General features: G+C 66.5%; 18 protein-coding genes. 5 read left to right on the forward strand and 13 right to left on the reverse strand.

The window, feature by feature from the left end; translation table 11 throughout:
* On the forward strand, positions 1-936 hold the full coding sequence (gene holA / locus QP996_RS09060) for a DNA polymerase III subunit delta (RefSeq protein WP_284872320.1): 936 nt from the start codon (positions 1-3) through the stop codon (positions 934-936).
* Positions 933-1,580: a LysE family translocator gene (locus QP996_RS09065; protein ID WP_284872321.1), complete on the forward strand. Its 648-nt coding sequence runs from the start codon at positions 933-935 to the stop codon at positions 1,578-1,580. Before holA ends, QP996_RS09065 begins: the two co-directional genes overlap by 4 nt.
* On the opposite strand, the gene QP996_RS09070 is transcribed toward QP996_RS09065, so the two are convergent.
* From QP996_RS09070 to QP996_RS09085, 4 genes are all read right to left on the reverse strand, one after another.
* On the reverse strand, positions 1,577-2,560 hold the full coding sequence (locus QP996_RS09070; protein WP_284872322.1) for a CE1 family esterase: 984 nt from the start codon (positions 2,558-2,560) through the stop codon (positions 1,577-1,579). The genes QP996_RS09065 and QP996_RS09070 overlap by 4 nt on opposite strands.
* A 90-nt stretch (positions 2,561-2,650) precedes the next feature.
* Complete coding sequence (gene rpsT / locus QP996_RS09075; RefSeq protein WP_034998260.1) at positions 2,651-2,914, reverse strand: 30S ribosomal protein S20; 264 nt, start codon at positions 2,912-2,914, stop codon at positions 2,651-2,653.
* A gap of 189 nt (positions 2,915-3,103) precedes the next feature.
* A complete protein-coding gene (locus QP996_RS09080; protein ID WP_284872323.1) occupies positions 3,104-3,610 on the reverse strand; it encodes a type II toxin-antitoxin system PemK/MazF family toxin in 507 nt (168 codons plus the stop codon).
* A 33-nt stretch (positions 3,611-3,643) separates the two neighbouring features.
* Positions 3,644-4,513, reverse strand: coding sequence for a CPBP family intramembrane glutamic endopeptidase (locus QP996_RS09085; protein ID WP_284872324.1), 870 nt, complete (start codon positions 4,511-4,513; stop codon positions 3,644-3,646).
* A gap of 45 nt (positions 4,514-4,558) precedes the next feature.
* On the opposite strand from QP996_RS09085, the gene lepA reads away from it, so the two are divergent.
* Positions 4,559-6,418 carry a translation elongation factor 4 gene (lepA, locus tag QP996_RS09090; RefSeq protein ID WP_284872325.1) on the forward strand — a complete coding sequence of 620 codons (1,860 nt, stop codon included), beginning with the start codon at positions 4,559-4,561 and terminating at the stop codon, positions 6,416-6,418.
* On the opposite strand, the gene QP996_RS09095 is transcribed toward lepA, so the two are convergent.
* Positions 6,419-8,410 carry a hypothetical protein gene (locus tag QP996_RS09095; protein WP_284872326.1) on the reverse strand — a complete coding sequence of 664 codons (1,992 nt, stop codon included), beginning with the start codon at positions 8,408-8,410 and terminating at the stop codon, positions 6,419-6,421. It abuts the gene before it with no gap.
* A gap of 16 nt (positions 8,411-8,426) precedes the next feature.
* Between QP996_RS09095 and QP996_RS09100 the strand changes: the two genes are divergently transcribed.
* Complete coding sequence (locus QP996_RS09100) at positions 8,427-9,644, forward strand: alpha/beta fold hydrolase (RefSeq protein WP_284872327.1); 1,218 nt, start codon at positions 8,427-8,429, stop codon at positions 9,642-9,644.
* Positions 9,644-10,822, forward strand: a complete 1,179-nt coding sequence (locus QP996_RS09105; RefSeq protein WP_284872328.1) for an alpha/beta fold hydrolase — start codon at positions 9,644-9,646, stop codon at positions 10,820-10,822. The genes QP996_RS09100 and QP996_RS09105 overlap by 1 nt, the downstream gene beginning before the upstream one ends.
* Here QP996_RS09105 and QP996_RS09110 read toward each other — a convergent pair whose 3' ends face one another.
* The 8 genes from QP996_RS09110 to QP996_RS09145 all read right to left on the reverse strand — a co-directional run bounded on the left by QP996_RS09110 (position 10,823) and on the right by QP996_RS09145 (position 19,950).
* On the reverse strand, positions 10,823-12,649 hold the full coding sequence (locus tag QP996_RS09110) for a BCCT family transporter (RefSeq protein WP_284872329.1): 1,827 nt from the start codon (positions 12,647-12,649) through the stop codon (positions 10,823-10,825).
* Positions 12,650-12,728: 79 nt separating this feature from the next.
* On the reverse strand, positions 12,729-13,625 hold the full coding sequence (locus tag QP996_RS09115; RefSeq protein ID WP_284872330.1) for a ribokinase: 897 nt from the start codon (positions 13,623-13,625) through the stop codon (positions 12,729-12,731).
* Between the two features lie 10 nt (positions 13,626-13,635).
* Positions 13,636-14,967 carry an ATP-binding cassette domain-containing protein gene (locus QP996_RS09120; RefSeq protein WP_284872331.1) on the reverse strand — a complete coding sequence of 444 codons (1,332 nt, stop codon included), beginning with the start codon at positions 14,965-14,967 and terminating at the stop codon, positions 13,636-13,638.
* Complete coding sequence (locus QP996_RS09125; protein ID WP_284872332.1) at positions 14,954-15,733, reverse strand: ABC transporter permease; 780 nt, start codon at positions 15,731-15,733, stop codon at positions 14,954-14,956. The genes QP996_RS09120 and QP996_RS09125 overlap by 14 nt, the downstream gene beginning before the upstream one ends.
* Positions 15,730-16,653, reverse strand: a complete 924-nt coding sequence (locus QP996_RS09130; RefSeq protein ID WP_284872333.1) for an ABC transporter permease — start codon at positions 16,651-16,653, stop codon at positions 15,730-15,732. The genes QP996_RS09125 and QP996_RS09130 overlap by 4 nt, the downstream gene beginning before the upstream one ends.
* Positions 16,650-18,077 (reverse strand): ABC transporter substrate-binding protein, encoded by a 1,428-nt coding sequence (locus tag QP996_RS09135; protein WP_284872334.1) that lies wholly within the window; start codon positions 18,075-18,077, stop codon positions 16,650-16,652. The genes QP996_RS09130 and QP996_RS09135 overlap by 4 nt, the downstream gene beginning before the upstream one ends.
* Positions 18,078-18,088: 11 nt before the next feature.
* On the reverse strand, positions 18,089-18,868 hold the full coding sequence (locus QP996_RS09140) for a GntR family transcriptional regulator (RefSeq protein WP_284872335.1): 780 nt from the start codon (positions 18,866-18,868) through the stop codon (positions 18,089-18,091).
* A gap of 98 nt (positions 18,869-18,966) precedes the next feature.
* Positions 18,967-19,950 (reverse strand): LLM class flavin-dependent oxidoreductase, encoded by a 984-nt coding sequence (locus QP996_RS09145; protein WP_284872336.1) that lies wholly within the window; start codon positions 19,948-19,950, stop codon positions 18,967-18,969.
* Positions 19,951-19,958 lie beyond the last annotated feature (8 nt).

Below are 19,958 nucleotides of genomic sequence, written 5' to 3' on the forward strand. Positions count from 1 at the left end.
ATGGCGCGCATGCTTAACCCCGTGCACCTGGTGCTCGGCGAGGACGATTTCCTCGCCGAGCGCGCAACCAAAGCCATCGTCGCCCAAGCCGGCGAGGGCGTGGAGGTGACCACCCTGCGCGCCGGCGATGTCTCCGAGGGCGAGATCGCGATGGCGACCAGCCCGTCGCTGTTCGCGGAGGACCGGGTGGTGGTGGTCAAGCACGCCGATCTCGCGGGCAAGGAGCCTACCGAGATTTTGCTGCAGGCCTGCGTGAACCCGGCGCCGGGGATCACGCTGATCGTCGAACACACCGGCGGCGGGCGTCAAAAGGCGATGGTGAAGAAGTTCGCCAAGGTCGCCGAGGTGCACAAGGCTGATCCGCTGAAAGACAACGAGCGCCGCTCGTGGCTGATGGAGGAGTTCCGCAGCCACGGCGTGCGCCCCACCCCGGACGTGGCCGCCGCGGTGCTGGAATCGGTCGGCTCGGATTTGCGCGAGCTCTCCTCCGCCGTGAGCCAGCTGGTCAGCGACACCGAGGGCGAGCTCACCGTCGAGGCCGTGCGCGCCTACTACGTGGGTGTGGCGGAGGTCGCCGGCTTCGACATCGCTGACCAGGCGGTGGCGGGCCGCGCCGACCGGGCGCTCGCCTCCACGCGCCGCGCGCTGCAGCTGGGCACCAGCCCGGTGTCCATCGCGGCGGCGCTCGCGCGCAAGGTCGGCGACATCGCCAAGCTGCACGGCGTGCGCGGCAACCCGGACCAGCTGGCGCGCACCGTCGGCATGCACCCGTACGTAGCGAAAAAGACCATGCAGGTCGCGCGCCAGTGGAGCGGGGACGCGGTCTCCCACGCCGTGATCATCGTCTCCGACCTGGATGCTGAGGTGAAAGGCCAGGGCGGCGACCCGGAGTTCGCCCTTGAGAACGCGGTGCGCCGCATCGCGGAGCTGGCATGATCGCGTCGGGCGATCTCGCGGTCATCGTCGGGCTCAACCTCGTCGGCGCCGCCGCGCCGGGGCCGGACATGGTGCTGCTCATGCGTACCGCCACCCGCTCGCGCAAGCACGCCTGGGCGACCAACCTGGGCATCCACACCGGTGCTGCCCTGTGGTTCACGCTCACGGTCTTTGGTGCGGCGGCGGTGCTGCACGCTGTGCCGCAGGCTGTCGCCGCCATCCAGGTCGTCGGCGGTGCGGCGCTGATCTGGATGGGCCAGCACAACCTGCGCGGCGGGCTGCGCGACAGGCACGACCCGCCCGCGGATCTGGACGAGGCTGTCCAGCGGTTGGGGTCGGTGCGCGCTGCCTATCGACGGGGCCTAGTCACCAACCTGGCCAACCCCAAAATCGTGGTCGCCCTGACCGCCATGATCGCGCCGCTTTTGCCCGCGAACCCCTCGCTCGCCACCGCGTTGATTGTCATCGTCGCTCTCTGGCTCAGCTCGTTCGCCCTGTTCGGGGCGATCGCGCAGGTCACCTCCGCTGAGCGCATGCGCCGAAAATTCCTGCGCGCCGGGCCCTACATCGACATTGTCGCGGGCGCGTTTTTCATGGTGGTCGGCGCGGCGCTTATCGCCCGCGGGCTTGTCAGCGTGCTCTAGAGGTACTGGCGCAGGAACTGCGCCGTCTCGCGCGTCGCGTCTGGCGAGGTGAACCAGGTGTGGCCGCCGCCTTCGACGCGCTCGATGCGCACGGGCTCAGCGCAACCGACGAAGTCGAAGTTGGTGACGCTGCCGGAGCGGGATTGCGTGGTCAGCAGGAAACAGTCGTTCTTGCGGGCGAAGGTGCGCGCCACGGTGTCCACGGAACGGAAAGGTGCGCCGTGGCGGGTACCGCCGTTGTAGCCCACCACGTCGTCGTTGGTGCCGTGCATGATCAGCGTGGGCACCTCGCCGGAGGTGCAGCCGGTGACGGTGGGGGAGTAGAACGCGCCTGCCACCGACGCAACACCGCGCACCGTCTCCGGGGCGTGGCACGCCAGCGCGGCGACCATGCCGCCGCCGTTGGACAGGCCCACGGCGACGGTGCGGGAGGTGTCGGCGTGGTAGCGCGAAGCGACGTCGTCAAGCACGGCTTTCGTGTATGCGACATCCTCATCGATGCTGGTGGAGGCGTACGGCGCGCCGCCCCACGCATTGTTCACACCCTGGCCGTAGACCACGATCGCGTCCGGGAACTGGCTCTCCAGACGGGCGTAGTCGTGCATCTGGCGCGACGTGTGCTGCCACCCGCCGAAGCCCAGCACCACCGGGTAGGACTTCTCGGAGTCGAATCCGTGCGGCAGCACCACGTCGTAGGTGCGGGTGCGCCCGTCCACGTGCAGTGAGTGGGTGTGCTCGCGAGAAGGCGAGCTGACGTTGCCGTTTTTCACCATCGGAATCGCGATGGCGATGCTAGCCACCAGCGCCGCGAGCACTCCGAGAGCGCGTACCTGGTCGGAGTCCACGCCGGGGGCGTAGCGGGCCAGCAACGCCTCGAAATCGGGCGAGGAGCTCAGCTGCTGCGCCTCGGCCGGAGCCGGCAACGACAGAGACAGGGAAGTGGCAAGCGCAGCTGCGAGCGCGCGGCGGGAGTGTTTCACGGCAGTATTCTATTCTTTTCGAATGGGGTCTTGACACACGAAACGCCCCGCACACCGATTCAACGATGCACGGGGCGAAACACGATGGAATTAGTCCATCTTGTTCAGGGCGCGAGCCATATTGGACTTCTTGTTCGCCGCGGAGTTGCGGTGGAACACGCCCTTGGTCACGGCCTTGTCCAGCTTGCGGGAAGCCACGCGCAGCTGCGCCTCAGCGGCAGCCTTGTCGCCGGACTCCACAGCCTCGCGGAACTTGCGGATCTCCGTGCGGGTGGCGGAGCGGACGGACTTGTTGCGCTGACGACGCTTCTCGTTGGTGAGAACGCGCTTCTTCTGCTGCTTGATGTTAGCCATTGTGTGAAATACCTCTTGGTTTCTCAATCGAACATGGATGTCGTCGTCCCAGCCGGGGTATCACGTGCGCTGCTTTGGCTATGAACGCGAACCCAAGGTCCTGCCCGCGTAGCAACACACACCCAAAGGTGGCCGGAAACGGTCAACTTGAGCAGGATAACAGCCCGCCTGTACCAGGACAAACCGCCGTTACAGCCACTGGAAGCGCTCGCGCAGCGTTCTCGCCACCCGCTCGAAGCGGCGCTGCGGCACGGTGGTGCCGCGCCGGTGGACGTCGGCCTCCGGGACCACCAGTGTTTTGTCCAGGCGCACCCAGCAGGGTTGGCCTGAGGCGTCCCAGTCTCCGGGGCCGATTTCAAACCAGCGGTCGTCCTCCGCGTGGTCTTCTTCCGGGGAGATGAGCAATCCGAGGATGTCGCTGTGTTCGCGACCCACCACCAGCATGGAGCGCTCCTTCGGCGGCTGCGACGGCACGGTCACCCACACCACCTCGCCGGGTTCGGCGCCGCCGTCCATGTCGGGGGCGTAGTAGACGTTGCGGGGCACGGAGTCGGTGGGGCGCACGTCCACACGCGAGGCGCGCTTGCGCCGCAGCTCAATCTGGTTGGTCACCCGGTCGTGCAGCAGCGCCAGGCCCTGGTCGAGCGAAGCCGTGCGGGGTCGCGCAGTTTTACGCTTAAATCGCTCGAACGCCACGTTGGCACCTCCACATTGCAGTTATCTGCAACCTTAAGCTGTCCCGCCTGCGGGGACAAGGGGTTTCTGCCGATCGGCTGAAATCCCACGCAGCGCCCAGAGCAGCAGGAGAGTGCACGCGACAGTCATCACCGAGGCGCCGAGCATCTGCTGCCACCCGATTTCCGTCGCGTTCGGGTCCACCATGTCCAGCGCCCCGTAGCTGAAAAAGATCGTGTTGCTCACCGCATGCAGCGCAATGGACGCCTCGAGCCCGCCGGTGCGCCATGTCAGCACCGCGGTGCACACGGCGAAGATGGCGATGTCGATTAGCCCGACCCAGTTGTAGGCGTGCCCCGCCACAAAGGCGATGCCCGGCAGCAGGTAGGCCAGCCAGGCCGGCGCCCGCCACTGGCCCAGGATCTGCGGCAGTGCGCCGCGGAAGAGGAATTCTTCGGCGGCGGATTGCAGCGGCACGGCGATGAGCAGCGCCGCGATGAGGGTGAGCCGGAACGGGTTGACGGTGGCTTCGGCGGGGGCGCCCCGGAGGACGTCGATAAGCACTTGCGCCCCGTAGACCGCGCCCACGACTAAAAGCGCTCGCCCGAGCACACCCCACCGCATGCGAAGCGCGATGCTGAACAGCGCCGACGGGCGGCGCCCGGCGATGCGCGCGGCGAGAAACGGCGCCGGCAGGATCGCGGCGATGATCAACACCTGGATCAGCGGGCTGAGTGGATCCGCCGAGCCCTCCAAGAGCATGTCAGCGTCGCGGCCGGAGAGCCCCGCGGCCAACCCGAAGGCAATCACCGAGACAATCGCAAACAGTGCGACGAATGCGACGACCACCACGAGCTCTATCAGCGCCCTCCACCACGTGGCGGGACGGTGGCGGGCAACGAGTCCTAAACGGTGGTAAGGCATGGTGCATACCGTAGCGCGGGGTGCGCAAAGTAGGATGTGGCAACTATGGCCGCCAAATCGAAAAATTTTGCAGAGGAAACGTTCACGGATCCCGCCCGGATCCGCAACTTCTGCATCATCGCGCACATCGACCATGGCAAGTCCACGTTGGCAGACCGCATTTTGCAGCTGTCCAACGTTGTCGACGAGCGCGAGATGCGCGACCAGTACCTCGACAACATGGACATCGAGCGCGAACGCGGCATCACCATCAAGGCGCAAAACGTGCGCCTGCCGTGGGTGCCTTCGACCGGCGATCACGCGGGCGAGCAGATGGTGCTGCAGATGATTGACACCCCGGGCCACGTCGACTTCTCCTACGAGGTGGCCCGCAGCTTGGACGCCTGCGAGGGAGCAATTTTGCTTGTCGACGCAGCCCAGGGCATCGAGGCGCAAACCCTGGCCAACCTCTACATGGCCATCGACAACGACCTCGAGATCATCCCGGTGCTGAACAAGATCGACCTGCCAGCGGCGGACCCGGAGAAGTACGCACTGGAGATCGCCAACATCATCGGCTGCGAGCCGGAGGACGTGCTGCGTGTCTCCGGCAAGACGGGCGAGGGCGTGCCGGAGCTGCTGGACCGCGTCGTGGACCTCATCCCCGCTCCGGAGTCCGAGCACGGTGCGGACGCACCGGCGCGTGCGCTCATCTTCGACTCGGTCTACGACACCTACCGTGGCGTGGTCACCTACATCCGCATGATGGACGGCAAGCTCGAGCCGAACCAGAAGGTGCTGATGATGAACACGGGCAAGACGCTCGAGATCCTCGAAATCGGCGTCGTCTCGCCCACGATGAAGAAAACGAAGGGCTTAGGCCCCGGCGAGGTGGGCTACCTCATCACCGGCGTGAAAGACGTGCGCGACACCCGCGTCGGCGACACCGTCACCTGGGCTTCCAAGGGCGCTGAAGAGCCACTGGAGGGCTTCGAAGACGTCAAGCCGATGGTCTATTCGGGCCTGTTCCCGGTGAGCCAGGAAGACTTCCCCACGCTGCGCGAGAGCTTGGAGAAGCTGCAGCTTAACGACGCTTCCTTGACCTGGGAGCCGGAAACCTCCGTCGCGCTGGGCTTCGGCTTCCGTTGCGGATTCTTGGGCCTGTTGCACATGGAGATCACCCGCACCCGCCTGGAGCGCGAGTTCGACCTGGACCTGATCTCCACCGCGCCGTCCGTGACCTACCGCGTGGTCTCCGAGGACGGCACCGAGCAGCTCGTGCACAACCCCTCGGACTGGCCCAGCGGCAAGATCCCCGAGGTCCACGAGCCGATCGTGAACATGACCATCATCGTGCCCCAGGAGTTCGTGGGTTCGACGATGGAGCTGTGCCAGTCCAAGCGCGGCCAGATGAAGAACATGGAGTACCTGTCTGAGGACCGCGTGGAGCTGCGCTACATCATGCCGCTCGGCGAGATCATCTTCGACTTCTTCGACATGCTGAAGTCCCGCACCAAGGGCTACGCCTCGCTCAACTACGAGGAGGCAGGCGAGCAGCTCGCGGACCTGGTCAAGGTGGACATCCTGCTCCAGGGCGAACCAGTGGACGCCTTCTCCGCCATCGTGCACAAGGATTCCGCGCAGTGGTACGGCAACAAGATGACCAAAAAGCTCAAGGAGCTCATCCCGCGCCAGCAGTTCGAGGTGCCGGTCCAGGCCGCCATCGGCTCGAAGATCATCGCCCGCGAAAACATTCGTGCCCTGCGCAAGGACGTGCTGTCCAAGTGCTACGGCGGCGACATCTCCCGTAAGCGCAAGCTGCTGGAGAAGCAGAAAGCCGGTAAGAAGCGCATGAAAAACATCGGCTCCGTCACCGTGCCGCAGGAAGCGTTCGTGGCGGCGCTGTCCACCGACGGCGAGGAGTAGCTAGTCCTCCACGAGGCGGAGGTGACGTCCCTTTTTCGTCGCTTTCCTGAACATCGCCTGCAGGGCCCACACCAGGGCGAACATCAGCACGAAGATGATCAGCCCCATGGCGAGGTTGCCCCACAGGCCCTCCCAGCCGGCGGCCTGGGCCCAGTCCGGGGCACCGATGGCCGCGGCGACGAAACCTAAGATCAGGTTCATCGCTTCGGAGCGCTTCGCCTCCGCCTCGGCAATTTCGCCGGTGACCTGCTCGAACTGGGTGCGGATCACGCCTTGGCGGGACTTGACCTTGGTGTCGAAGTCGTCGCGTAGCTGGTCGAAGCCGGTGGCGCGCTGCAGCCCTTTGAGCACGCGGGTGTCGATGTCGCGGCCCGGCACGCGCCTAAACCACAGCTTGTCGCGGATCTCAATGTGGTCCAGCTGCAGCTTCTCCAGGCGCTCCAGGTCCGTCTGCAATGCTTGGCGCTGCACCTGCTCCGTGCCGGCGGCGCCATCTGCGCGGCTGGTGTGCGCCGCGGAGTCGCCGATGATCTTCAGCGACTTGCGCAGGTGCGTCTCGCCTGCCTGGGCGCGCATCTGCAGCATCACCAGGTCCACGAACCGGGTGTTGGCCAAGGACCAGTAGCGCATCCCTTCGCGGCTGGCGGATTTGCTGCGCACCATGCCCACGCCGGCCTCAGAGGTCATCACGGTCCAGGACGACAGCTTCGCCGCCACGAATCCGCCTAGTGCCTCGGGCGTTTGCAGCGGCACCTGCTCGGGGTAGGAATCCGCCCCGGTGAGGATCTGCCAGGCCCACTGCTCGTGCCATTTCCAGGTGCTTTCCGGGTCGTCGAGCACGAACGGAGCGTCGATATGCGAAGGCACCGAGCCGTTGTTGCCCTCGCTCAAGGTGTCCAGCACCGACTTTGGCTTCGCGGGGTTGGGAATGGCCATCGCCACGCGCTGCGGGGCGGGCAACGTGAATGTGTTCGAGCATTCGCCTTCACAGGTGGCCACGAGCCCGCCGCTGGTAGACAACTTCATTGAGGTCTCGCGCTCGAGCGCGGAATCGATCTTTCGCACGGCGATGTTGACGAACTTGGTTAGGGCATACAGCTGCGGCGGGCTGTAGTCGTAGTCGCCGGCACGGTCGTAGAACTGCACCGAGTTGCGCGGCTTGGTCAACGCGGCGCTTAAGAATCCCAGCGTGGCCGAAGAGAGGTTCTCCGCCACAACGTTGAGCACCAAAAAGTCGCTGACCACGTGCGCCGGCTCCGGCACTTTGGCGGCCAGGTTGGTCAGGTGCAGGTCGTGGAACTGCAGCACCTCCGCCGACATGAAACGCAGCGTCGCGGTGCCGTGGCTTCCGCGCGTGCCGCGCACCTGGTCCTCCCACGCCACCTGGTGGTCGTAGTTGACCAGCTCGAAGACGGTTTCGTTGGGGATTTCGTCGAAGACGAAGTGGTGCGCGGCGATCGCGGGGTCCCAGCCCGTATCAGCCAGGTCCGTCTCTTCAGTAACGGTGCTGTTTGCTTGGCGACGCCTCCGGTTTTTCTCCACCACCTCTCCCAGCTCCGAGTGATTGAACACCTCCCGCTTCGCGTGCGGGCGGGCATCCGCGGTGCGCTTCACGTCGGCGTCGACAGAACCCGCGCCCACGGCGTCGTGCACGGGCTCCAGAAACCGGTTGCGTGCGTCGTTGTAGTAGGGCCTGCCGCCTTCGACGATGACGTCGCCGTAGTAGCCCTCGCGCTCGTCGGGTTTGCGGAAAACACCGCGCGAATGATCCCACATGGGGTTTTCGATGGTGCGCAGACCTTTGTCGCGGCCGTAGGCCCAGCCGTGAGCGCCGAGGTCAAACGGTTTCCCGTTCGCGGTCAGGCTTGCGGCTTCCGGGATGGGAAGCACCAGAGAAAAGGACGCCAACCGCCACTCCGGTAACATCGTTGCACTGAACGATTCCGGGACGAGGAAATCGTGTCCGATGTCCTGGTAAGAACGCACTTTCATAGTTGGAGGGTATCCCATGGACTCCACCGTATTCTTGCCGGATGTCACTGTGCGGGAGCATGAGATTGAGGTGCCGGTGAGCCGTGAGGATGCGTCCTTAGGCAATATCAGCGTCTTTTGCCGCGAGCTTTCTACCGACGACTCCCTGCCGGCCATCGCGTATTTCCAAGGTGGCCCCGGCAAGCCCGGCCCCCGGATGCTGATGGACTGGATTCCGGAGGCGTTGAAGCGCTACCGCGTGTTTTTGATGGACGAGCGTGGCACGGGGCGCTCCCACAAGATCGACCGCACCACGCCAGAGCGCATTACCGCGGACATGCTCGCGCACCTGCGCCCGCCGGATGTGGCTGCGGACGCCGAGGCGATGCGCCAACATTTGGGCCTTGACCAGTGGGACCTGCTGGGCAACTCTTTCGGTGCGGCATGCGCGAGCTCGTACCTGTCCTACTTTCCCTCAGGTCTGCGCCGCGTGCACCTGGCGGGCGCGGTGCCGGAGCCGGAGATGGACGTCGACGCGTTCAACCGCCTGACGTTCCAGTTGCTCGCACAGAGGCAGCGGGAGCTTTTCCGCGCGATTCCGTGGATAAAGGACAGAGTCGAAGAGGTTGCGGACCACCTGGACAACCACGATGAACGCATGCCCACCGGGGAGCGTTTGTCCGCGACGCGGATGAAGATGGCTGGCGTGCTGCTGGGCGAGGAGGACGATTTCGCCCTGCTGGCCAACCTGTTCGAGGCGCCGTTTACCACCCGCAACGGGGAGAAGCGCTTGCGTGGAGACTTCCTGGCGCAGCTCGGCAGCATCATTTCGCTGGAGACCATGCCATTGTGGGCCGTGATCCACGAGACCGTGATGGCGCGGCCGGGCCACGCGGTGAACTGGTCCGCGGACCGCATCTGGCGCGAGGAGTTTTATGATCTGCCCCTGCTTGGCAACCACTTCTTCCGCACCCACTTCGAGGAAGACCCTGCGCTAATGCCGTTCTACGAGGCGGTGGACCAGGTGCATCACCGCACGGACTTAAAGGCGCAGGCTGCAGACATGTCCGCGAACACCGTTCCAGCCGTGGCGATCCTGTACGAAAAGGACGTGTTCATCCCGTACGAGCTGACCATCCAGTCTGCCCGCAAGACCCCGAACTTGCAGGTGTGGACGAATTCCGAGTGGTTCCACGACGGTATCTGGGCGCACGGCGCCGAAGTCGCCCGCGGCCTGTTTGAACGGCTCGACTGATGCGCGAGATCGAAATCACCCGCGGCGGGTTCACCGTCTTCGTCCGCGTGCTGGGCGACCCCCAGTCCCCGGCGCTGTTGTACCTGCAGGGCGGGCCCGGCTTTCCGGCACCGCGTCAGCGCTTCGAGTGGGTCAGTCACGCGCTTGAACGCGGCTACCAGGTGGTGCTGCTGGACCAGCGCGGCACCGGCCGGTCCACCCGTATCGACGCCGCTACACCTTCGCTTATCGACGCTAAAGTGCTCACGCAACTGCGCGCCGACGAGATCGTCGCCGACGCCGAAGCGCTGCGGGAAGAGATGGGCCTGAAACAGTGGGACGTGCTGGGCCAGTCCTTCGGCGGGTTCTGCCTCATGCACTACCTGGCCGCGCACCCGGAGGGTGTGGGTAGGGCGTTGTTTACCGGAGGTGTGCCGTCGGTAAGCAAGGGCGCAGACGAGGTGTACCGCGCGACCTTTACGAAGCTGAAGCACCGCCACCTGCAGTTCAACGAGCAATACCCGGCCGCCGAGCGGATGGTGCGCGAGGTGTGCCGCCACCTCGAGGCGCAAGAGGAGCTGCTGCCGACAGGAGAGCGGCTGAGTGCACGCCGGCTGCGCACCGTAGGCATTGAGCTGGGGCGCGAGGGCGGCTTCGAGTCGCTGGCGCGGCTGTTTGAGGCGCCGTTTCACCCAAACGGGCGGCTGCGCACCGATTTTCTGGCGGAGGTGGGCGAGCGCGTCAGCTTTGCCAAAGGCCCGCTGTACGCCGCGGTGCACGAAAGCATCTACGGCGGGACGGTGTCGGGTGCGACCAATTGGGCGGCCGAGCGGGTCTCCGCCGAGCTCGAGGGCTTTGCACCCGACGCGCACCCGGACGATGAGGAGTTCTACCTCACCGGCGAGCACATCTTCCCGTTCCAATTCGACGAAGACCCGGCGCTGCGCCCGTTCACACAGGTCGCCCACGAGCTCGCGGAAAAGGACGACTGGTCCAACCTGTACGCGGGATTGGGCAGCGGCTACGACGCGTACGCGGCGGTGTACACCGACGACATCTTCGTCCCGCGCGAGCTGTCGCTTCAGACCGCCTCAGCGATCGGGGCGCAGGTGTTTGCAACGGACCAGTTCCAGCACGACGGGCTGCGCCGCCACGGCGAGGCGGTGCTGGGCCGCCTTTTGGACATGGCGGGGGTCTAGTTAGCGGTCGTCCTCAGTGGCGTAGCCGTCGGACCACTCGCCCGTTTCGTAGTCGTAGCCCACGGGCGCACCCTGCTCGTCGGTGCGGCGGTACCAGTCGGTGTACTCGTCGGACGTGGAGTCGAACTCGGCGCCGGCGCCCTTGCCCTCGGCGGAGGCTCCAACAGTGATCTCGAAGTCGTCGCCGTACTCCTCGATGCCGCGCATGACCGCGGACTTCACGGCGTTCCTGGCGTAGGACGTGCGGATGGCCATCGGGTCCGTGGACAGGTCTTTGATAAACGAGTACATCAAAAGCAGGATCACCACGGAAAACGGCATCGCGGCCACAATGGTCAGCGATTGCAGCCCGGACAGTGCGTCTTCGCCGCCGGTGAGCAGCATGACCACGGCGATGCCCATCATGGCCAAGCCCCAGAACACCGCCACGAGCTTGTTGGGCGCGGGGTCGCCTTTGGAGGACATGGAGCCCATGATCACGGATGCGGAGTCGGCTGAGGTGATGAAGAACACCGACAGGATGGCGATGAGGATGTACGGGGTGATATCGGCCAGCGGCATCTCGCCGAACATGTTGAACAGCACCTGCTGCGGGGTGGCGCTGCCGTCGAAGCCTTCTCTGCCTTCGCGGGAAAACGTGATCGCGGTGCCGCCGAAGATCGTGAAGGCGCAGATCAGCACCGCGGTGGGGACGAGGGTGGTCACCACAGCGAACTGCCGCAGCGTGCGGCCGCGGGAGATGCGCGCGATGAACATGCCCACGAACGGCGCCCAGGCGATCCACCACGCCCAGTAAAAGGCCGTCCAGACCGACTGGAACTCGAGGGTCTCCTCGCCCCAGGACAGCGAGCGCGACGCCATGTCGAAGAAGCGGTCGGCGTAGGTGAGCGTCCCGGACGGCAGCAGGTTGATAAGGAACAGCGTCGGCCCGGTGACGAAGATGAACAGGATCGCCAGGGATGTCAGCGAGATGTTGATGTTGGACAGGATGCGGATGCCTTTGCCCACGCCGGAGACGGCGGAGATGACAAAGCCTGCGGTGAGCACGCCCATCACGGTCAGCAACACGCCCATCGGCGCCGCCTCGCCGCTGCGCATGATGGCGATGCCGTCGCCGATTTGGAGGGTGGAGATACCCAGGGTGGCGGCGGTGCCGAACAGGGTGGCAACGATTGCGAGGATGTCGATGACTTTGCCGAACGGGCCGGAGCGCTTGAACACCGGCGTGAACAGCGACGACATGAGGGTGGGGCGGCCGCGCCGGTAGCAGGAGTACGCCATGGCGCCACCGACGAGGGCGTAGAGCGCCCACGGGGAGATCCCCCAGTGGAAGTTGGCTTGGGCGATCGCTTGGTGCAGCGCTTCCTCGGTGCCGCCTTCGACTGTCAGCGGCGGCGGGTCGAGGTACATGGTCAGTGGCTCGGAGGGGCCGAAGAAAAAGATTCCCACGCCGATGCCGGCGGCGAACATCATGGCCACCCACGAGAAGAAAGAGTATTCGGGTTCTTCGTCGTCTTTGCCCAATTTGATGTTGCCGAAGCGGGAGAACGCCAGCACAGCCATGATGACAACGCACGCGACGAGGACGATGTTGAACAGCCAGCCGAAGTTGCGAAGCCCCCAGGAAAGCGCGTCGGAGGAGACGGCGGCGACTTGGTCGGGGGCCGTCACACCCCAGGCAACGAACGCCACGATCGCTGCGGCGGTGACGCCGAAGACGGCCTTGTCTACTCCGAAGCTGTGGCGCGATTCTTCGACGCTGATGCCGGGCACGAGTCCGGGGTGCATGTTGTCCGGGTAGAGGCCGGAGGCGCGTTGCACACGCATGGGGAGCCTTGAGCTTGTCGACGACCTCCGGTCGCCACTTGTTCCGGGGATCATCTGCAAATCTCCAATGATCTAGGGGTTAAAATTCTGGCAGTTCGTCGCCCACGGACGGGTAGGACGGCTGCGCGCCGGGCCGGGTGACCGAGAACGCGCCGACGCGGCAAGCGAACGCCGCGGCCTCGACCATGCTGTCGCCGTCGAGGATGCGGTGGCAGAACGCGCCCGCGAACGAGTCGCCGGCGCCGACGGTGTCCACCGCCTCCACCTTGGGCGAGTCGATGTGGGTGAGCTCTCCTGCGGTGGCCACGAGCGCGCCCGCGGAGCCGAGTGTGAGCACCACGGAGGCGAACCCGGCGTCGAGCAGGCGGCGGGCGAGCTCCTCCGGGGTGCCTGCGCCGTCGAGTCCGAGCTGCTGAAGGATCAGGCCGGCTTCGTGCTCGTTGGCCATGAGCGGATCGGCGGCAAGCAGCGCCTTACGCGGCACGTCGACGACGGGGGCGAGGTTGACCACCACGCGCCCGCGCGCCAGCTCCACGGCGCGGGCGAACCCGTCGGCGGGGATCTCGCCCTGCAGCAGCACCAGCTCGGCGCTCTCCACGGCCTCCGCGTGCTTGTCCACGAACTCCGAGCCCACCAGCGCATTCGCCCCCGGCACCACCAGCACGGTGTTCTCGCCGTTGGCGGCGACGGTGATCACGGCCAGGCCGGTGACCTCTTCGACCTCTTCGACGTGGCGCATGTCCACCCCGGCCTCCCGCAGGATCGCGGTGGCGGGGGCCGCGTTGGCGTCGGTGCCGGTCGCTCCAACGAGCACAACCGGCGTGCCCAGCTTCGCCGCGGCGACGGCCTGGTTCGCGCCCTTACCGCCTGCGGTGATCCCGCCGCCGGAGCCCAGGAGGGTCTCGCCCGGGGTGGGGTGGCGCTCCACGTTAACGGTCAGGTCGGCGTTGATGGATCCGACGACGCACATACTCATGGGCGCCAACTTACAGCACAGCGCCCAGCAACTCGCGCGTGTACGGGTGCTCAGGCGCCGCCCAGATCTTTTCTGTCGCGCCGTGCTCCACGATGCGCCCGTGCCGCATCACCGCCACGGTTGGGCACAGCTCGCGGGCGACCTTCAGGTCGTGGGTGACAAAGATGAGCGTGTGCATGCCGACGGTATCGCGCAGCAGGTCCAGCACCTGGTCTTGGATGGTGGCGTCGAGGGCGGAGACGGGTTCGTCGGCAAGCAAAATGCTCGGGCGCGGGGCGGCGGCGCGCGCGATGGAGATGCGCTGGCGCTGCCCGCCAGAAAACTGCCTAGGTGTGCGGTCGCCGGTGCCCTCGAGCCCCACGCGCGCGAGCACTTCGTCGGCGCGGGCGGCATCGACGCCTGCCTCGCGTATCGACGCCCTGACGGTCATCCGCGGATCCAGCGACGAGTACGGGTCCTGGAAAACCATCTGCACATCGCCCGCCACGCGCACGGTGCCGGCGGTCGGTTCGCGCAGGCCAGCGATGAGGTGCAAAAGCGACGTCTTGCCGGAGCCGGACCCGCCGACGATGGCGAGGCGCTCGCCGGCGCGCACGGTGAGGGTGACGTCGTCGACGGCCAGGGTCTGCCCGCGCTGCAGCGAGACCCCGTCGAGTGTGACCACCGGATCACCGAGCACGGTGGGCTCGGCGGGCGGGCCGGGCACCGCCGCTGCGGCGAGGGCCTTGGCGTAGTCCGAGTCCGGCGCCATCATGCGCCCGCCCTTGAACACGAGTACCCGGTCGGTCATGCGGCGCACCACCGCGAGGTCGTGGGAGATGAACAACAGCGCCATGCCGCGCTCGCGCACGAGGCGGTCGAGCAGCGTCAGGATCTCCGCCTGCACGATGGCGTCTAAGGCGGTGGTGGGCTCGTCGCAAATCAGCACGTCCGGGTTGTTGCTCAGCGCCAAAGCGATGAGCACGCGCTGGCGCTGCCCGCCGGACAGCTCGTGTGGGTAGGCGCCGGGGCGGTCCACGCCCACCTCGCGCAACAGTTCGCGCGAGCAGAGTTTGCCGATCTTTTTCAGCGGGTCCAGCGCCGTCATCGGCTCCTGGAACACCATCGCGACTTTCCTGCCGCGCACGCGCCGGCGCACGCGGTCCGCGGTGCCCACCATCTCGGTGCCGTCGACAGTGACGGAGCCCTCTGCCGGCAGGTCGCTTAGCCCCATGATGGACAGTGCGGTGACGGACTTGCCGGAGCCGGACTCGCCGATGATGCCCACGCGCTCGCCGGGTGCGACGGAAAAGGTGATGTCGTCGAGGATGCCGGGGATGGAAAGGTGGTTAACGTCGATCATCAGCGTGCCCCAGAAGGTTAAAGCCCAGCACGGTCAAAGCGATTGCGGCGCCGGGCCACAGCGCCAGGTGCGGGGAGGTGGCCAGATACGGCTGGGAGGCTTGCAGCATGCGCCCCCAGGAGGCGTAGGGCGCCGGCGCGCCGAGCCCCAGAAACGACAGTCCCGCCTCCGCCAAGATGGCCAGAGCGACCGCGACGGAGACCTGGGTGAGCACGAGCGGCCAGATGTTCGGTAGCACGTGCCGCCACGCGATCGCAGGGCCGGAAACCTTGGCGATGCGCGCCGCCAGGATGTAGTCGTGCTGCATCACCTGCATGGTGCCTGCGCGCGCCACGCGCACGAAGGCGGGGATGCCGGCGATGCCGATGGCCAGCACCACAATCCAGATGGAGGCACCGAACACGGCGGTGAACACGATGGCCAAAAGCAGCGCGGGGAAGGCGAGCAGGAGGTCGACGCCGGCCATGACAAACCGTGACGCGCCGCGCCGCATGCCGGCCCAGATTCCCAGCGGCACGCCGACAAGCCCGGACAGTCCGACGGCGCCCACGGCCACGGTCAGCGTCAGCCGCGCGCCGTCCATCACGCGCGAGCAGATGTCGCGGCCGAACTGGTCGGTGCCCATCCAGTGCGCTGGGGACGATCCCTGCAGCCGGGCAGCAACGTTGGTCTGCAGCGGGTCGTAGGGCGTCCACGCAAGCGACAGCAGCGCCGCGACGGCCACAAGCGCGACGATCGCCGCGCCAACTTTGCGCTGCCAGCTCATGCCTGCCTCCGAATCCGCGGGTCCACCACCGCGTACGTCAGGTCCACGATCAGGTTCACCACCAGGGTGAACGCCACGATGACCATCATCACCGTTTGCACGGTGGCTAGGTCGCGGTTGCCTACGGCGTCGAGAAGCATGGTGCCCAAACCGGGGATGGTAAACACCCGCTCGATCACCACAGCGCCCACCACCAGCGACGCCAGCTGCACGCCGACGACCGTGATCACCGGCAGTGCGGCGTTTCGAAGCGCCGAGCTGAAAAGCACATTGCCTATCGACGCACCAAGGGCCCTGCCCGTCCTCACATAATCTTTGCCCATCTCCTCGCGCACCGCGGCGGCGACGTAGCGCGTGAGAATCGAGGCCTGCACGAGCGCGAGCGAGGCCACCGGCAGCACCGCATGCGCAGGCGTTCCCCAGCCGTTGGCAGGTAGCCAGCCCAGGCGCACCGAAAACAGCGCGACCAGGGCGATGCCCACCAGAAACGACGGCACGATGATGCCCACCTGCGACAGCGCCCCGACGACCGCGCCGCCGGGTGCGTGGGTGCGCCGCGCCAGGTAGACACCCACCGGCACTGCCACGGCCAGCGAGACCGCCATGGCCGTAAGCGTCAGCGTGAGCGAGACCCCGGCGCGCTCAATCACCGTGTCGGTGATGTCTTTGCCCGAGGACATGGAGATGCCGAAGTCGCCGGTGAGCAGCCCCGAAACCCAGTCGAAGTACTGCACCGGCAGCGGCTGATCCAGCCCGAGGTGCTCCGACAGCTCCGCGACGGCCTCCTCGGTGGCCGAGACCCCCAGCGCCACACGCGCCGGGTCGCCGGGCACGGCGCGCAGCAGGGTGAAGATGACCACGCTCGCCGCCGCGAGCAAAAGCACGAAGCGCAGGATGTGTTTGCCTATTGTGCGGATCATTTCTCCACCTCGTTCAAAGGCAGCGAGTCGGTGACCACGTTCGGGTCCAGGCCGGAGACACCGGGGGCGTAGAGCACGATGTTCGGGGCGTTGGCCAGGGTCAGGGCGGCGGCGTCGTTCATGATCTGGTCTACCGCGCCGGCCATGTCGCCGGCGGCGATGCGCTCGCGCACCACCGCGTTGTCGTAGCCCAGGTAGTAGTCCGGGTTGCCAAAGAGCATGGGCACGTCGCGCGGCTCCACGTGGGCTACGAGCGAGGCCTGGTAGTCGTGGCCTTTGAGCACCTGGTTCAGCCAGACCGCGGGGAATTCGACGGTTTCGAGGCGCACGCGGAAGCCGACGTCGCGAAGCTGTGAGTAGATCAGCTCGCTCGCCTCCTGCGCGTAGGGGCGGTTGGGCACGGTGATGGTGATTTCCGGGGTGCGCCCGGCAAGCAGCTCGCGGGCCTTGTCCGGGTCGAAGGGGTAGAAGTCGCGGCCCGGGTACCAGGGGTCCGTCGGCGGCACGGGCGCGCCGCCGGTGTCTGTGGCCAGGCCGTTGTAGACCACCTCGTTGACCGCCGCCCGGTCCACCGCGTAGGCCACAGCGCGGCGCACGTCCGGGTCGTCGAAAGGCGCGCGGGTGTTGTTCATGGAAAGCAGCACCTCGCCGTTGGTGGTGCCCACCTCGACGCGGATGTCCTCCGGCAGGGTGTCGATGAGCTGCGGGGCCTGCATGCCCCACACCACATCCGCGTCGCCCACGCGCAAGGCGTTGACGGCGGAGACCGGGTCGTCGAAGTAGCGGATCAGACCGTCGCGCGCGACGTCGCCGCCCCAGTAGTCCTCGCGCGCGTCGAACTCGATGGCCTCGCCCACGTCGAAGCGGGCCACGGTGTACGGCCCAGTGCCCAGGGGAGCAGTTGCAAGCCTATCGACGCCTGCCGGCGTCATCATCGCCCCCGTCAGGGTGCCCATGGACCACAGCCACGCGTCCTCGGCAGCGGTGCCGCCCTCGACGGTGACGCGCAGCGTGCGCTCGTCCACCACCTCGACGTGCGTGACCGGGTCCATCTGGGCTTTCAGCCCGTTGGTCCACTCGTTCTGCACGTAGTGGATGGAAAACGCGGCGTCGTCGGCGGTAAACGGTGTGCCGTCGGCAAACGTCACACCGTCGCGAAGGTGGAAGGTGAAGGTGCCGCTACCTCGCTCGACGCGCTCGGCGAGGTGGGGCACGGGGGTGCCGGAGGCGTCGATACGCACCAGGGTTTCGTAGACGTTGCCCATCAACGCCTGGGGCGCGGCCGCGCCGCCGGTGGTGGTGAAGTCCAACCCCGCAGGGGCCGCCGACGCCGCCACCACCACGTTGTCGCGCGGTGCGGAATCACCGCACGCAGCCAGTGGGAGGGCCAAGGCGGCCGCGGCCGCCAGAGTCCTTGCATGCATGTGAATTGAGGTTAGCGGATCTCGGATTCCGCCTGGAACCACAGCGGAGAAGAGTGCCCGCGCACGTTGTTCAGGCCGAAGGAGAGCTTGTCCACCCGGAAGATGTGCTCGGCTACCTCGAGCACCTCGCCGTTGTGGGTCAGCGCCTTGATCTTCACGCGCAGCACCGGCGCATTTTCGGCGATGCCGAGCTTGGAGGCGATGTCGGCGTCCGCCTGCTCGATGGTGAAGGCGCGGGAGATGTTGTTGAAGTCCGCGCCCGCGCGGATGAGCTCGCGGTGGATCGACTGCTCGGAGGTGTCCACCGACTCGATGACCTCTGCCAGCGACGGCCGAAACGCCATCCGCTCCATCACTACCGGCTCGCCGTCGGCGCTGCGCACGCGGCGGACAACAAAGACCTCGTCGCCCGGGTTGATGCGCATGTACTCCGCGAGCTCCTCGCTGGCGGTGTCCATGCCGAACTGCTCCACGTCCTCACTGGGGTCTTTGCCCATGCGGAACATCCAGGAGGTGTTGGACAAAATCTCCTCGAACGTCTCGGTGCGCGTATTCGACAGCACCAGCGAGCGGCGGCCGCGGCCGGAGGACAACAACCCCTCGGCGCGCAGGGTGGCCACGGCTTGGCGCACCGGCCCGCGGGAGGTGTTGAACTGCTCGCACAGCTCCACCTCGCTGGGCAGGGATTCACCGGCAGGAATGTGGCCCGCGAAGATCTCATCGCGCAGGTAGTCCGCGATCTCTTCATGCTGCTGCGGGCGGCGGAGTGGGCCGGTGGGCAGTTGCGCCATGTGCGGGATCACGTCCTTTGTAGACAACCGGGTATGTAACGACACCCGATACTAAACCAGCCGACGAATAACTCCTATTAGTTGGAGGCCTGTCCCGATTAGCCCCAGGCTTCGGCGAGGATTTCCATGGACCGGCTCACCTCGTCGTGGCTACCGGCCTGCAGTGAGATCATCAGCTCGTCCGCCTGAGCAGTTTCTCGGAATGTCTCCAGGTACTCGACGACCTGCTCGCCGGTGCCCTCGGCGGTGTAGCGCAGCATGTCGATGATCTGGCGGCCCTGGTAGGAATTGACCACGGTGTCCAGCTGGTCGTCGGAAAGCTGCTTGCCCTGGCGGCCCATAAACGCGCGCACGCGGTTGCGGTGCACCACCTTCGTCTGGCGCTTCGCGTCCTCCTCGCTGTCGGCGGCGGTGACGTTAACCGCAGCGATGCAGTACGGCTCCGGGTGGGCTTCAGACGGCTGGTAGTTGTCACGGTAGTAGGCGGTGGCCTGCTCCAAATGCTGCGGGGCGAAGTGGGAGGCGAACGCGTACGGCAGACCCAGCTGCGCGGCCAAAGAGGCGCCGAACATGGATGAGCCCAGGATGATCAGCGGCACGTTGGTGTTAAAGCCCGGCATGGCGGTCACGCCCGGCAGCGGCGACTGATTGGACAGCCACGCCTGCAGCTCCTGGACGTCCTGCGGGAAGTTCTCGGCGGCGCGCGGGTCGCGGCGCAGCGCCCGGCCCAGGGTCTGCTGGTCGGTGCCAGGCGCCCGGCCCAAGCCCAGGTCGATGCGGCCGGGGTAGAGCTCCTCCAGCATGCCGAACTGCTCGGCGATGACATACGGGGAGTGGTTCGGCAGCATCACGCCGCCGGCGCCCAACCGGATACGGCTGGTCTTCGCGCCGATGTGGCTGATCAGCACCGCCGGCGACGAGGAGACGATGCTGGACATGTTGTGGTGCTCGGCATACCAGATGCGCGAATAACCCAAGGCCTCCGCCTGCTGGGCGAAGGCCACAGATCGCTGCGTCGCCTCGCCGACGGATTCGCCGGGGTAGCGGGTGCAGAAATCGATAAGAGAAAGTGGGGCGTTCATGTGCCCCA

It is taken from the genome of Corynebacterium sp. MSK008, from assembly GCF_030232585.1.
Lineage (GTDB): Bacteria > Actinomycetota > Actinomycetes > Mycobacteriales > Mycobacteriaceae > Corynebacterium.